Origin of the sequence: Georgenia satyanarayanai, from assembly GCF_009193135.1 — a bacterium.
GTDB classification, from domain to species: domain Bacteria; phylum Actinomycetota; class Actinomycetes; order Actinomycetales; family Actinomycetaceae; genus Oceanitalea; species Oceanitalea satyanarayanai.
In genome coordinates this window covers 51,293-65,259 of record NZ_VUKC01000014.1, presented here as the reverse complement: position 1 = coordinate 65,259, position 13,967 = coordinate 51,293, and the positions used below count along the sequence as shown (strand labels likewise).

Genomic DNA, 13,967 nt, shown 5'->3' with positions numbered 1-13,967 from the left:
GGGAGGGGCAGGGGCGACGGCGGAGGGCGGCGTAGCGTGGGGGTGCTCGGTCGACCCCTCACCCAGGCAGGCTCATGACGCTCCCCCGCACCACCCTCGGCGTCGCGCTCGCGGCGCTCGCTCTCCTCACCCCCGCCGCCCAGGCGACCGCGCCGGCGACCCCGGACCCCGCCGCGCAGGTCGCGGCGATGAGCGAGGACGAGCTCATCGGGCAGATGGTCTGGGCGCACGTCTACGGCTCCGCCGCCGACGACACCTCCATGGCCGCGGAGAACCGCACCCGCTACGGCGTCGACACCCCGGCGCAGGTCGTGGAGAAGTACGGGCTCGGCGGTGTCCTCTACTTCGCCTGGGCCGGGAACACCGAGTCCCCCGAGCAGGTCGCCGAGCTGTCCGCCGGGCTGCAGGAGGCCGCTGAGCGCAGCTCGGGCGTCCCGCTGGCGATCACGGTCGACCAGGAGGGCGGGGAGGTCTCGCGCATCGGTGAGCCCGCCACCGCGCTGCCCGGCGGGATGGCGCTCGGCGCGACCTTCGACCCCGCACTCGCGCGCGCCCAGGGGCAGCTGCTCGGCTCCGAGCTGGCCGCCATGGGTGTCAACGTCGACTGGGCGCCGGTCGCCGACCTCAACACCAACCCGGCCAACCCGGTCATCGGCCTGCGCTCCCTCGGCGCCGACCCCGAGCGCGTCGCGGAGCTCACCGCCGCGCAGGTCGAGGGCATGCAGTCCGAGCACGTGGCCGCCGGCGCCAAGCACTTCCCCGGCCACGGGGACACCGACGTCGACTCCCACACCGGCCTGCCGGTCGTCACGTACGACCGCGAGACGCTCGAGCAGCACCTGCGGCCCTTCGAGGCGGCCATCGCCGCCGGCGTCGACATCGTCATGTCCGCGCACATCGTCGTCGAGGCCCTCGACCCCGAGCTGCCCGGCACCCTCTCCCCCGCCGTCCTCACCGGGCTGCTCCGCGAGGAGCTCGGCTACACCGGCCTCGTCACCACCGACGCCCTCGACATGGCCGCCCTCAAGCAGCTGCCCGGCACCCCTCTCGACGACGGCGACATCGCCGTCCTCGCCATCCGGGCGGGCTCCGACATCCTCCTGGACTCCCCGGACGTCGACGCCACCATCGCCGGCGTGCAGGAGGCCCTCGAGTCCGGAGAGCTCACCCGCGAGCGCCTGGAGGAGTCGGTCACCCGCATCCTGGACTGGAAGGCGGAACGCGGGATCGGCGCGCCCGGCCCGGGCCTCGACGTCGTCGGCAGCGAGGAGCACAGGGCCACCGCCCGGACGATCTCCGAGCGGGCCGCGACCCTCCTGCGCGACGACCTCCCGCTCCCGCTCGACCCGTCGGGCGACCGGATCACCGTCGTCGGCGCCGGCTCGGCGTGGCCGGAGCGGCTGGGCCCGCTCCTCGAGGAGGAGGGCTTCACCGTCGCCGAACGGCTCGAGAGCGGGGACAGCCCCAGTGCCGGGTACCGGTCGGCGGCGGTGGCCGCGGCGTCCGACGCGGACGCCGTCGTCGTCACGGTCGACGACCTGCGTGCCAACCCCGCCCAGCAGGCCCTGCTCGAGGAGCTGGCCGCAGGCCCGACGCCCGTCGTCGCCGTCCTGGCCGGCACGCCCTACGACCTGGCGGCGGTCCCGGCGCGGGTGGCGAGCGTCCTCGCGAGCTACGGCGCGACCACCGTCAACTACGAGGGTGTCGCCGCCGTCGTCTCCGGGCGCGAGCTCCCGACCGGCCGGCTGCCCGTCGCGGTGACCGCGGAGGACGGCACCGTCCTCGCCGAGGTCGGCTTCGGGCTGCGCCGCACCGAGGAGGTCACCCCGGCGGACGTCACCTTCACCGACCGCCCCGGCACCGAGGACGACGCCGTCGTGATCCCTGCGACCACGGGCGTCGCCTACCTCGTCGACGGCGAGCCCGCGTCCCCCGGCTCCTACCCCGCCACCGGCAGCGTCGTCGTCACGGCCGTGGCCGACCCCGCGTCGGCCTACCACCTCGCCGACGACGCCACGGACCGCTGGGAGCACACCTTCGACACCTCGAGCCCGGCCCCCGCACCCGAGGACGACGACGACTCCACGCCCTGGCTCGCCGTCGCCGGTCTGGGCGGGCTCGTCGCGGCGGGTGTCGCCGGCGCCGTCGTGGTGCGTCGCCGCCGTCCCGGGAACTGAGACGGACCGTCTCACATCGCCGCGGGAAACCCGCGATGGTACAGTCCCGCCCGGTTACGTCTGTCACAGTTCAGTAACGTTCCTATGCCCGGTAAAGGCGCAGGTCAGCGCGGCGTTGTCGGCGGCCTCGGGGTGCCCCAGGAGCGTGTGAGGCGGCGTCGGACGGTGGCCTCGCGCCCCTTTCGGTGGCATGGTGGTTGGCCGTTCCCATTCATCCGTAGTTTGCGATGCCCACCAGCCGGTGCGGTGATCGTGAGCGGCCACGGCGCCTCCACGCCGTGACCAACCCGAGCCGCAGTGAGGTGAGCGTGAGCGCGCTACGCGCAGAGAACGTGTACAAGGTCTTCGGACGCCGGTCCCAGGAGGCCGTCCGCCGGCTGAGAGCCGGCGCGACCCGCGACGAGGTCAAGCCCATGGGCACGGCCGCCGTCATCGACGCCTCCTTCGAGGTGCAGCCGGGAGAGACCTTCGTCGTCATGGGCCTGTCGGGCTCGGGCAAGTCGACCCTCATCCGGATGCTCAACGGCCTGCTCACCCCCACGGCCGGTCGTGTCGTCATCGGTGAGCAGAGCGTCACCGACGTCTCCGCCGCGGAGCTGCGCCAGATCCGCCGCACGAAGATCTCCATGGTCTTCCAGCACTTCGCGCTGCTCCCCCACCGCACCGTTCTCGACAACGTCGCCTACCCGCAGGAGATCCGCGGGATGCCCAGGGCCGAGCGGCTCGCCAAGGCCGAGGAGGCCGTCGCGATGACCGGCCTGGCCGGGTGGGAGGACTCGCTGCCCGCGCAGCTGTCCGGCGGCATGCGCCAGCGCGTGGGCCTGGCCCGCGCCCTGGCGGCGGACAGCGACATCCTCCTCATGGACGAGGCCTTCTCGGCCCTCGACCCGCTCATCCGCCGGGAGATGCAGGAGCAGCTCGTCGAGCTGCAGTCCACCCTCGGCAAGACGATCGTCTTCATCACCCACGACCTCAACGAGGCGATGTTCCTCGGAGACCGGATCGCGGTCATGCGTGACGGTCGCGTCGTCCAGATCGACACGGCGGAGCAGATCCTCGCAGCGCCCGCGGACGAGTACGTCGCCAAGTTCATCGCCGACGTCGACCGCTCCCGCGTCATCACGGCCGGCGCGCTCATGCGCCGCCCGATCTCCGTCGTCCAGCTCGGCGGGGGACCCGGCGTGGCCCTGCGCGAGCTGCAGGCCACGCAGGGCTCGGCGGCCTACGTCGTCGACCGGCGCCGCGTCCTCCACGGCACCGTCCACGACCACGACCTCCTCGCCGCCCAGCGCCGCGGGGACCGGACCCTGGAGTCCGTCGTCCGCCCGGACACCTCGGGCGTCTCCCCCGAGACCCCGTTGTCGGACATGTTCGCGCCCGCCGCCGAGGCACGGCTGCCCCTCGCGGTGACCGACGCCGACGGCCGGCTCGTCGGCGTCGTCCCCCGCGTCTCGATGCTCGAGGCGATGGTCCCGCCGAGCGCCGACGACGACAGTCCCGACGTCGCCGCCGCCCAGCAGGCGGTTCCAGCCGCCGCGGCCACCGTCGCCGCCCCCGGTGGCAACGAGGCGACCTCCGCCGTCCCCGTCCAGACCCCGTGGGAGGGTGAGGCCCGATGAACGACGTCCGCATCCCCGTCGGCGACTGGGCCGACGCCGCCGTCGACTGGCTGACGACCAATCTCTCGGCGCTCTTCGGCCTCATCGCCGACGGGCTCCGCGCGCTCTTCGACCTCGCCGAGCTCGCGTTCACGACCCCTCCGTTCTGGGCCGTCGTGCTCGTCCTCGCCGCCGTCGCCTTCTTCGCCAAGAGCTGGAAGCTGGCGCTGGCGACCGTCGTCGGGCTCCTGCTCATCGTCGGCATGGACCAGTGGGACAACGCGATGGCGACGGTGGCGCTCGTCGTCGTCGCCTCCGTCATCGCCACCGTCATCGCCATCCCGCTGGGCATCTGGGCCGCGCGCAGCGGCACCGTCTCCGCGGCCCTGCGTCCGGTGCTCGACTTCATGCAGACGATGCCGGCGTTCGTGTACCTCCTGCCCGCCGTCATCCTCTTCCGGGTGGGCGTGGTCCCGGGCATCGTCGCGACGATCATCTTCGCGATGGCCCCCGGTGTCCGGTTCACCGAGCTCGGCATCCGGCAGGTCGACCGCGAGGTCGTCGAGGCCGGTCACGCCTTCGGCGCCACGCCCGGCCGCATCCTGCGCCAGGTCCAGCTCCCGCTCGCGCTGCCGACGATCATGGCCGGCATCAACCAGCTCATCATGCTCTCGCTGTCGATGGTCGTCATCGCCGGCATGGTCGGGGCCCCCGGCCTCGGGCAGCCGGTCGTCCAGTCCCTGCAGAGCGTCAACATCGGCCTCGGCGCCGAGGCGGGGCTCTCGGTCGTCATCCTCGCGATGTACCTCGACCGCGTCACCGCCGCCCTCGGCGACCGCGCGCCCGTCTCCCGGGCGCTCAAGGTCCGCGCCGCCGAGGACTGACCCCACCGGCCCTGCGGGCCCACCCACGACACCAGCACCTCCACGAAACCTCACCCTGCACACGAAAGGACGAACGATGAAGAACACCCGACGCCGCGGAGCGCTCATCGCCTCCGCCAGCGCCCTGGCCCTCACCCTCGCCGCCTGCGGCGGCGAGTCCGCCGACGAGGGCGGCTCCACGGACGCCACCACCGGCGCGGACGCGGGCCCCATCACCATCGGCATCCACTCCGGCTGGGAGGAGGGCATCGCCGTCTCCCACCTGTGGCAGCACATCCTCGAGGAGCAGGGCTACGAGGTGGAGATGGAGACGGCGGACGCCGGCGTGGTCTTCACCGGCCTCGCGCAGGGCGACTACGACGTCAACTTCGACACCTGGCTGCCCAACACCCACGGCCACTACCTCGAGCAGTACGGTGACGACCTCGAGGAGCTCGGCAGCTGGTTCCAGGAGGCCCCGCTCACCATCGCGGTCAACGAGGACGCCCCGATCGACTCCCTCGCCGAGCTCGCCGACAACGCCGAGCTCTTCGGCAACCGCCTCGTGGGCATCGAGTCCGGTGCCGGGCTGACGAAGATCACCCAGGAGCAGGTCATCCCGACCTACGGCCTGGACGGCATGGACTACCTCGTCTCCTCCACCCCCGCGATGCTCACCGAGCTGCGCGCGGCCGTCGACGCCGGCGAGAACGTCGCCGTCACCCTGTGGCGTCCGCACTGGGCCTACGACGAGTTCCCGATCAAGGACCTCGAGGACCCCGAGGGCGCCCTCGGGGAGCCGGACGACATCTTCACCTACGGCACCGCCGGCTTCTCCGACACCTACCCGGACGTCGCCGAGTGGATGGCGAGCTTCACGATGACCGACGACCAGCTCCACGAGCTCGAGAACATCATGTTCAACGAGCTGGACGGCTCGGACAACGACGCCGCCGTGGACCAGTGGCTCGAGGCGAACCCCGACTTCGTCGACTCCGTCATCGGCTGACCGACCCGGTGCCCCGCGACGGCCCCGCTGCCCCACCCGGGCGGCGGGGCCGCCGTCATGCCGGGGCAGCTGCGTCCCGCACGACGTACAGTTGGGAGGCCGTGGGCGCCGGGTGGCACCCGGCGGGACTCGCCCGGCAGGTCGAGCAGGACGGAGAGGCTTTCGCATGACCGCAGCCACGACACCCGTCGCGGCCCCCGCGTCCTCCCCCGCGACCCGCTTCCGCGGTGACGTCCAGGGCCTGCGCGCCGTGGCAGTGGCGCTCGTCCTGCTTTACCACGCGGGGGTGCCCGTCCTGCCCGGCGGGTTCGTCGGGGTGGACGTCTTCTTCGTGATCTCCGGCTTCCTCATCACCGGCCTCATCGTCCGTGAGGTGGAGCGCACCGGGCGGCTCAGCCTGAGCCGTTTCTACGCGCGCCGCGCCAAGCGGCTGCTGCCCGCGACCGCCGTCGTCTTCGTCACGGTCGCGGCTCTCACGCTGCTGTTCCTCCCGGTGACGCGCTGGCGTGACATCGCGGGCGACATCGCCGCCAGCTCGGTGTACCTCGTCAACTGGCGCCTGGCGGACCGCTCGGTCGACTACCTCGCCGCGGAGTCGGCCGCCAGCCCGCTCCAGCACTTCTGGTCCCTCGCCGTCGAGGAGCAGTTCTACATCGTGTGGCCGCTGCTCATCGTCGCGCTGTTCTGGCGCTGGCGCCGCGGCAGCGCCTCCCGCCGCCTCCTGCTCGGCCTCCTCGTCATCGCCGTCCCCTCCTTCCTCTGGTCGGTGCACCTGACGACGGCGGACCCCGGCGCCGCGTACTTCGTCACCACGACGCGGCTGTGGGAGATGGCCGTCGGAGCCGTCCTCGCCGTCCTCGTGGTCCACGCCGACCGGCTCTCCCGCCCGGCCAGGACCGTCCTCGGCTGGGCCGGCCTGGCCGCGATCGGCTACGCCGCCCTCACCTTCGACGCCGCCACGACGTTCCCCGGCGCGGCCGCCCTCGTCCCCACCCTCGGTGCCGCCGCCGTCCTCCTCGCGGGCAGCGGCGACGGACGCGGTGAGCTCGGGCCGCTGACCGCCGCGCCCATGCAGCACGTGGGCGCCTGGTCCTACTCGCTGTACCTGTGGCACTGGCCGCTGCTCGTCGTCGCGACGGCGGTGTGGGGCAGCGACGGCACGCTTCCCGTCATCACGGGCCTGCTCGTCGTCGCGGCCTCGGTGGTCCCGGCCTGGCTCACCTACCGGCTGGTCGAGCGCCCCTTCCACCGCTCTCCCCGCTTCGCCGTGCCGTGGCGGGCGGCTGTGCTCGGCCTCGTGTGCGTGGCCGTGGGCCTGGCCGGTGCCGGGGCGCTCACCGTGGCGACGAACCGTGCGAGCGTCACGGACGGTCCCGCCCCCGGTGCCGCGGTTCTCGGCGACGACCCGGCCGCCGCGGACGCCGGCGAGCCGGTGGACAGCGTCGCCTCGATCACGCCCGCGCTCGCCGACGCCCCCGAGGACGTCGCCGACATGTACGCCGACGGCTGCCACCAGGACCAGCGCAGTGCCGAGGTCGCCAGCTGCACCTACGGCGACCCGGACTCCGACACCGTGGTCGCGCTCGTCGGCGACTCCCACGCCGCGCACTGGCAGCCCGCCCTCGACGTGCTCGCCGAGCAGAACGGCTGGCGCCTGGAGACCTACACGAAGTCGAGCTGCATCTTCGCCGACGTGCTCACGTGGGACAGCAGCTCCGACCAGCCGTACGACAGCTGCCACGCCTGGCAGGCGGACGTCCGCGCACGCCTCGTCGACCAGCAGCCCGACGTCGTCGTCGTCAGTGCCAACGGGACCTACCAGCTGCCCGGGGACGGTGCTCCGCTGAGCCGGGAGGAGTCCGTGCCCGGGCTCGCGGAGGGCAGCGCCGCCAACTGGCGTGCGCTGGAGGAGTCCGGCGTCGACGTCGTCGCCATACTCGACACCCCACGCCTCGTCGTCAACGCCCCGGAGTGCGTCGCCCAGCACCAGGACGACCTCAGCGCCTGCGCGCTCGACCGGGACAGCGCAGTCGCGCGCTCGGGGACGCCGATGCTCCGAGCGGGGGCGGCCCTCGTCCCCGAGGTCGACGTCGTCGACCTCAACGAGTTCGTCTGCCCGCGTGAGGACTGCGTGCCGGTGGTCGGCGGGGTGCTCACCCACAGCGACTCGCACCACCTCACGGCGACGTACGTCCGCACGCTGGCCCCCCACCTGGAGGAGGCCCTGGCACCGCTCGTCCGCTGAGCCGCGAGCGCCGGGTCAGAGCTCGCGGGCCTCCTCGGCGAGGAGCACGGGCACGCCCTCGCGGACCGGGTAGGCCAGCGGACGCTGCGGGTCGGTGGAGCGCAGCTCGGGCGTGCCGTCCGGAGCGGTGCCCTCGACGAGCTCGGCACCCGTGACGGGGCAGCGCAGGATGTCCCGCACCCAGGGCTCGATCGTCGCCGGCTGCTCGCTCGCACTCATCACGTCGCTCCGTCTCCCTGCGCCCGGTGCGCAGGCCTCCAGCGTAGTCGCCGGGGTCAGTCGGCCTCGCCGGGCAGCACCCGGAGATGGCCGCGGCGTCCGAGCTCGGGCTCGGGCAGGCGGTGGGTGACCGGTGCCGGGGTGACGGTGCCGGGGCGGGTGGCAGGCACCGAGGGCCCGGGAGGGGTCCGGGAGGCCTCCCGCACGGCGTCGGCCAGCGCCTCGATGTCGTCGGCACTGGGCGGGGCCGGCACGAACTCGGTGGCGAGCCGGACGACCTCCCAGCCGCGCGGGGCGGTGAGCCGGTGCGCGTGCTCCTCGCACAGGTCGTAGGAGTGCGGCTCGGACTGGGTGGCGAGCGGGCCGAGGACGGCGGTGGAGTCGGCGTACACGTAGGTGAGGGTCGCCACGGCGGGACGGCCGCAGGCAGCGCGCGTGCAGTGGCGGGAAGGTCTCACGCCCCGACGGTACAACGTCGCGCGGACACCACCGGCACGGCCACGCCGGAGCCGCCCCAGGGCCGTAGCATCGGGGGGTGCCCGACGACCTCGTGATCCCGTCCCGGCGCCTCGCGCGCCGGCGAGACCGCCGTGGCCGCGGGCTGCGCGGCCCCCTGCTGCCGCCGACCCTCCCGGGGTGGCGCACCCGCAGCGAGGAGTTCGACGACGCCGTGCTCGCTGCCGTCGAGCGGTTGGAGAAGCGCTGGTCGCGCCAGCTGTCGGCGGTCGAGTTCGGCGTCGAGGAGGTGCCGCCGTCTGACCCCAGCCCGTGGGAGCAGGACGCCGTCGCCCTGGGCCGGTACTTCCCGGCCGACCCGGCCGCCGGCCTCACCGACCGGGTCGTCCTCTACCGCCGGCCCATCCAGTCCCGCTGCGAGGACACCACCGAGCTCCACGCGCTCGTCGAGGAGGTCGTCCGGGAGCAGGTGGCCCACCTCCTGGGCCGCGACCCCGACGACCTCTGAGCCGCCTCAGCCGAGCGTGCGCGGGGCAGGGGCGAGCGGGACGGCGGTGGCCGTCCGGGCGTCCTCGACGAGCGGCACGAAGGACATGAGGCTGCCGTCGGGGGCGGCCGCCGAGAGCATGAGCCCACCGTGCACGGTGCCGCCGGCCGCCCGCACCTCCAGCGCGGCCACCTCCCCGTCGGCGAGGGCCGTCACGTCCTCCTGGAGGGTCGTGCGCGCGTCGAGCGTACGGTCCACCGGTGTGCCGCGGGTGCCGTCACGCAGCACGGGGACGAGCTCGACGTCGACCGCGTCCGCGTCCGGGTTGGCCAGGACGAGCAGCGCGGAGGAGACGGCGTCCCCGGGCACCGTGGCGACGCCGGAGCCGAGGGCGGGGCTCGCCGGCGCCCAGGCCCGGTCCAGCGGCGCGGTGCCGGGGTCCTCCTCGCTCGCGCTGCCGACGGTCGTCGTCACGGCGGCAGCGGTGACGGGACGGTCGGCGCTCACGACCGCCGACCACGCCCCCACGGGGATCCCGGTGAGGGAGACGTCGACGACGGCGCCGGGGTCGAGCACGAGGTCCTCGGCACCGGGCACGGGCTCGGGCCCTTCGGTCCCGAGGAGCTCGAGGGTGACGGTCGCCGTCTCCTCGCCGGGGTTGACGACGCGCACGGCGGGGGCGTCGGCCTCCTCGCCCGAGCTGCGGCCGAGGAAGATCCCGGGGACGACGACGCTCTCGGCGGGGGCGACGGCGGGGGCGACGAGGTCGGTCCCACCGGGGACGAGACCCCGCAGCCGGCTGTCCTGGACGAGCGCGGTCACCTCACCGCCGGTCGCGGCGACGTGGACCGCGACCCTCGGGTCGGTGGCCAGGGCCTCGAGCAGGACGATGCGCTGACCGCCGGCCGGGACGAGGACCGTCCCGGCGGTGGACAGGTCGAGGGCGCCGGTGCTGCCCCACCCGGCGAGCGTGACGCTCGCCGGGGTCTGCCCGACGTTCGACAGGACGAGCTGGGCGGAGTCGCCGGGCTGGGTGGACCCGCCGACGAGCCACGCGGACGTGGCGGGGACCTGGCACGACGTCGCCACCAGGCCTCGCAGGTCGCCGGACTCGGTCACGGCCACGCTGGTGCCCGCGGCGAGCGCGACGACGTCCTGCACCGGGTCCGCCTCCAGGACGGTCGTCTCGCCGACGTCGGTGCGCTGCGCCACGCGGGCGGCGGCCGCGAGAGGCACCTCCTCCCCGGCCGGGGCATCGAGGCCCGGCCGCACCCTGAGGGCGCCGGGCGGCTGGTCGTCGCTGCGGGCGAGCGTGACGGCGTCGAGCACCGTGCGCGTGCCCGAGCCCTCCGGGTCAAACTCGTCGTAGCCGAGGTCCTCACCGGCGACGGCGGTGGCGAGCCGCGGCGGCCCGGGGCAGACCTGGACGAGGGTGGCGGCCTCCACGGGCACGACGACGTCGGCGACCGCGACGGCGTCCACGGGCACCGTCTCGCCCGCGAGCGCGACACCGGCGGCCGCGGCGAGCAGGACGGCCCCGGAGACGGCGGTGGTCACCCGGCGCAGGACCCGGCGGTTGGTGGGGTCGCTCATGTCGTCTCCTCCCGCCGGCGGCGCACGGGCACCGCGAGCAGCACGACGAGCCCCAGGCCCACCGCCTGGGCGACGCGCCACGGCATGAGCCACGCCGGCTCGTAGGTGATCTCGAGGCGGCCGGTGTGGGCGGGCAGCTCGAAGGCCTGCCTCCACCCGTCCGTCGTCGCACGCAGCGACCTGCCGTTGTAGGTCGCCCGCCAGGCGGTGTCGGCCCGTTCGGCGAGGACGAGGAGACGACCCTCCTCCCCCGCGTCGACCCGTCCGCTCGCGCCGACCGGGCGCGCGGGGAGGGTGGCGAGGACGTCCCCCGCCGCGGACACGACCCGGGCACGGCCCACCGACTGCGCCGCGCCGGCGGTCCCCGCGGACCGGGACGTGCGCCAGATGGCACCGGAGGCGTTCTCCGTCACCCGCTCCAGCCCGGCGGTCGCGTCGAGGCGCGCGACGAGGTCCTGGCGGGTGGTCGTGGCGTCCGCGCTGGGCGGGACGAGCACGACGCCGACGGCGAGGTCGCCGAGCTGCTCGCCCGCCGCGTCCGCCGTCCCGGTGGCGAGCTCGGCGACGAGCCCGTGCAGCTCGGCGGTGGCGTCGTCGGGCTCGCCGGGGGTGCCGTCGGCCGTGAGCCCCCGCGCCGCGACCACCGTCGAGGTCTCGCCCAGCTGGGGGCCGTTGTGGCGCCACACCTCGGGCCGGACGGTCTCGCCCTCGGCATGCAGCGCGAGCACGCGTGAGCGGTCGGGGCTCGTCTGGATCTCGCGGGCGAGGGCCGGGACCGGCGGTGCGTCGCGCCCCTCGAGGGCGAGGAGGGTCCCCTCCTCGACGCGCTGGTCGACGACCGTGGCGAGCCACGCGCCCGCGGTCGCGAGCGGGCCGAGCACCATGACGGCGGTGACGACGCCCGCGGAGAGCTGGCGCCAGCCGAAGCTGCGTGCGGTGAGCCACTCCCGCAGCCCGTCGCCGCCGGCCGTCGTCGCGACGAGCAGCCCGAGGAGCGCGAGCGAGGTCCCGGCCCCGGCCCAGCCGTGGACGACCTGCGCCTCGCCGGCGAGGTCGCGGCCGACGGCCACCGGCGTGCGCGTGGAGAGCAGCGCAGTCACCAGCCCGACGACGACGGCGACCCAGCCGGCGCGGACGGCCCGCGCGCGACCCGAGCCGCGCAGCAGCGCGAGGACCGCGGCGAAGGCCGCGGCGGCGCCGCCGGCCAGCGCGACGACGGTGAGCCAGGGCCCGTCGAGACCGGCCAGCCCGGGCAGGGCGACGGGCCAGCCGAGGGCCGCGAGCCAGGCGGCTCCCGGGTCGGACGCGAGCGGCACCCCGGGGTCGGCGACGAGCACGCGCCAGCCGCCCTCGGGCAGGGTGTCGAGCGCCGCGGTCAGCAGCGGGCCGAGGAGGAGGAGCGCGGGCAGGGCGATGAGCGCGAGGAGACGCCGTCGGCGCGGTACGACGAGCGCGAGGAGGACGAGGACGACCACCGCCGCCGGCAGGAGCACCGGCGCGCCCGCGCACGCGACGGCGAGCGCCAGGCCACCGCCGGCTGCCGCGGCGATGGAGCCGGCGGCGGTGGGCGCGGGGGCCGCCGGGGCAGCCGCGGCCGGGAGCTGCGCGGGCTCGTCGTCGTCCGCCCGCCGGGCGTCGACGAGCCCGGAGAGGATGACGTCGCGGCGGTGCACGCCCACCGCCCGGGCGACGCCCAGGGCGGCCCAGGGCAGGGCGAGGTGGGCGAGGACGGCGCCGAGCCGGCCCTGGCCCAGGCCCACGAGCAGCGCCGGGGCCAGCGCCCACACGACAGCGGCCCACGCGCGCAGGAGCACCGAGCGGGTGGCGGCGCCGGCGGCGAACCAGGCGCCCAGGCCGGCGACCGGCACGGCGAGGACGAGCAGCGCCGTCGTGAGGACGCTGCCGCTCGCACCGGCCAGCGGGAGCGCGGCGACGGCGAGGACGGCGAGCAGCGGGTCGGCAGGGCCGGCGTGACCGAGGCCCGCGGGCACCCAGCCCGAGGTGGCGGTCCGCCACAGCTCCCGTGCGGCGGCGTCGAGCGGGGCGAGCGCACCTCCGCGCAGCGCCCCCGCGGTGAGCAGCGGGCCGAGGGCGACGAGCGCGACGGCGGCGAGGCCGAGGAGCACGAGGGACAGGGTCCCGCGACGCCGTCGGGCGAGGGCGGCGCGCTCGCGGATCTCCAGCTCGCTCGGGGCGACGCGGTGGGAACGGCCCGCCGCCTGGGACCGACGCTCGTCGCGCTTGGCGCGCGCGACGTCGCGCCAGGAGGCGCGCAGCGGGCGCAGGTAGCGCAGCGGCACCCGGCGCGTGGCCCGGTGGCGGCGCCGGGCGCGCCACACGGCCGCCGGACGGGCCAGCACCTCGGCCGCGGCACGCATCTCGGCGCTCACGAGCCCGATCTCCTTGGTCGCCACGCGCCACAGCGCCCGCACCGGCGCGAGCGCGAGGATGGCCAGGACGACGAGCGGCACCCAGTACCACGGGGTCGAGGTGAGCCACAGGAAGAGCTGGGAGCGGCGTCGGGCGGCGAAGGAGCGGCGCGGGTCCGGCACGGTCTGCGGGTCCGGCCGCGCGGAGGAGAGGTCGCGCAGGCCCTGGAAGGAGGCCCGGGCGTGGTGGACGACGGCGCCCGGGACGACGACGACACGGTGCCCGGCGAGCCAGGCGCGTTGGGACAGGTCCAGGCCGTCGCCGAAGGGGCCGAGGGCGGGGTCCGGCCCGCCGAGCTCGTCCCAGAACGTCCGCCGGACGAGGGCACCGGCGGTCCCGACGGCGAGGACGTCCTCGCGGGCGTCGTGCTGCCCCTGGTCGATCTCGCCGTTCTCGATGTCCGGCACGCGCCGGCCGGTGGACGTCGCGCGGACGCCCGCCTCGAGGAGGAGGTCGGGGCGTGCCCAGTCGCGCTGCTTGGGGCCCGCGACCGCGACCGAGGGACCCGACTCCCCCGCACGGAGGAGCTCGGCGTGGGCACGGGGCTCGGGTGCGGAGTCGTCGTGGAGCAGCCACAGCCAGGGCGCCTCCTCGCCGGCGTGCTCGGCGAGCGCGGCCCGCACGGCCGCGCCGAAGGTCCGCGGGGCGGGGACCTGGAGCACCCGCACGGCGGAGACCTCACGCAGGCCCGCGGCGTCGATCGCCTCGTGGACCGGGACGCCGGTGCCCACCTCGCGCCCGGGGGCGCTGGTGTCGACGACGAGGACGGTCCCGACGGGGCGTGTCTGCTCCGCCAGCCCCCGCAGCGTCCGCGGCAGGTACGGCGAGACGCCGGGGCTCACCACGACCGCGAGGGTCGTGGCGGCGCCGGCGTCAGCGGCCGACATCAA

General features: G+C 75.5%; 10 protein-coding genes. 6 read left to right on the top strand and 4 right to left on the bottom strand.

What is annotated here, in order from left to right; translation table 11 throughout:
• The first annotated feature begins 74 nt into the window (after window positions 1-74).
• From GD632_RS13155 to GD632_RS13135, 5 genes are all read left to right on the top strand, one after another.
• Window positions 75-2,177, top strand: coding sequence for a glycoside hydrolase family 3 protein (locus GD632_RS13155; RefSeq protein ID WP_152192670.1), 2,103 nt, complete (start codon window positions 75-77; stop codon window positions 2,175-2,177).
• A gap of 308 nt (window positions 2,178-2,485) precedes the next feature.
• Entirely contained in the window at window positions 2,486-3,796 is a 1,311-nt protein-coding gene (locus GD632_RS13150) for a quaternary amine ABC transporter ATP-binding protein (protein ID WP_452176655.1), read from the top strand.
• Window positions 3,793-4,659: an ABC transporter permease gene (locus tag GD632_RS13145; RefSeq protein WP_152192669.1), complete on the top strand. Its 867-nt coding sequence runs from the start codon at window positions 3,793-3,795 to the stop codon at window positions 4,657-4,659. The genes GD632_RS13150 and GD632_RS13145 overlap by 4 nt, the downstream gene beginning before the upstream one ends.
• 76 nt (window positions 4,660-4,735) lie before the next feature.
• Window positions 4,736-5,647: a glycine betaine ABC transporter substrate-binding protein gene (locus tag GD632_RS13140; protein WP_152192668.1), complete on the top strand. Its 912-nt coding sequence runs from the start codon at window positions 4,736-4,738 to the stop codon at window positions 5,645-5,647.
• A 166-nt stretch (window positions 5,648-5,813) separates the two neighbouring features.
• Window positions 5,814-7,892 (top strand): acyltransferase family protein, encoded by a 2,079-nt coding sequence (locus GD632_RS13135; RefSeq protein WP_152192667.1) that lies wholly within the window; start codon window positions 5,814-5,816, stop codon window positions 7,890-7,892.
• Window positions 7,893-7,907: 15 nt separating this feature from the next.
• On the opposite strand, the gene GD632_RS13130 is transcribed toward GD632_RS13135, so the two are convergent.
• Window positions 7,908-8,111 (bottom strand): Trm112 family protein, encoded by a 204-nt coding sequence (locus GD632_RS13130; RefSeq protein ID WP_152192666.1) that lies wholly within the window; start codon window positions 8,109-8,111, stop codon window positions 7,908-7,910.
• Between the two features lie 56 nt (window positions 8,112-8,167).
• Window positions 8,168-8,569: a DUF3499 domain-containing protein gene (locus tag GD632_RS13125; protein ID WP_152192665.1), complete on the bottom strand. Its 402-nt coding sequence runs from the start codon at window positions 8,567-8,569 to the stop codon at window positions 8,168-8,170.
• Window positions 8,570-8,646: 77 nt separating this feature from the next.
• Here GD632_RS13125 and GD632_RS13120 point away from each other — a divergent pair, with 77 nt between their 5' ends.
• The gene (locus GD632_RS13120; RefSeq protein ID WP_152192664.1) at window positions 8,647-9,075 is read left to right on the top strand and encodes a metallopeptidase family protein; all 429 of its coding nucleotides are present in this window, start codon (window positions 8,647-8,649) and stop codon (window positions 9,073-9,075) included.
• Window positions 9,076-9,081: 6 nt separating this feature from the next.
• On the opposite strand, the gene GD632_RS13115 is transcribed toward GD632_RS13120, so the two are convergent.
• Window positions 9,082-10,647: a DUF5719 family protein gene (locus GD632_RS13115; protein WP_152192663.1), complete on the bottom strand. Its 1,566-nt coding sequence runs from the start codon at window positions 10,645-10,647 to the stop codon at window positions 9,082-9,084.
• The gene (locus tag GD632_RS13110; RefSeq protein ID WP_152192662.1) at window positions 10,644-13,964 is read right to left on the bottom strand and encodes a glycosyltransferase; all 3,321 of its coding nucleotides are present in this window, start codon (window positions 13,962-13,964) and stop codon (window positions 10,644-10,646) included. The genes GD632_RS13115 and GD632_RS13110 overlap by 4 nt, the downstream gene beginning before the upstream one ends.
• Between the last annotated feature and the right edge of the window lie 3 nt (window positions 13,965-13,967).

Bases quoted from the DNA above. Each gene is read 5' to 3' on its own strand.
- GD632_RS13155 (WP_152192670.1), top strand. From the start codon at position 75: ATGACGCTCCCCCGCACCACCCTCGGCGTCGCGCTCGCGGCGCTCGCT.
- GD632_RS13140 (WP_152192668.1), top strand. From the start codon at position 4,736: ATGAAGAACACCCGACGCCGCGGAGCGCTCATCGCCTCCGCCAGCGCC.
- GD632_RS13115 (WP_152192663.1), bottom strand. From the start codon at position 10,647: ATGAGCGACCCCACCAACCGCCGGGTCCTGCGCCGGGTGACCACCGCC.
- GD632_RS13145 (WP_152192669.1), top strand. From the start codon at position 3,793: ATGAACGACGTCCGCATCCCCGTCGGCGACTGGGCCGACGCCGCCGTC.
- GD632_RS13135 (WP_152192667.1), top strand. From the start codon at position 5,814: ATGACCGCAGCCACGACACCCGTCGCGGCCCCCGCGTCCTCCCCCGCG.
- GD632_RS13110 (WP_152192662.1), bottom strand. From the start codon at position 13,964: ATGTCGGCCGCTGACGCCGGCGCCGCCACGACCCTCGCGGTCGTGGTG.
- GD632_RS13130 (WP_152192666.1), bottom strand. From the start codon at position 8,111: ATGAGTGCGAGCGAGCAGCCGGCGACGATCGAGCCCTGGGTGCGGGAC.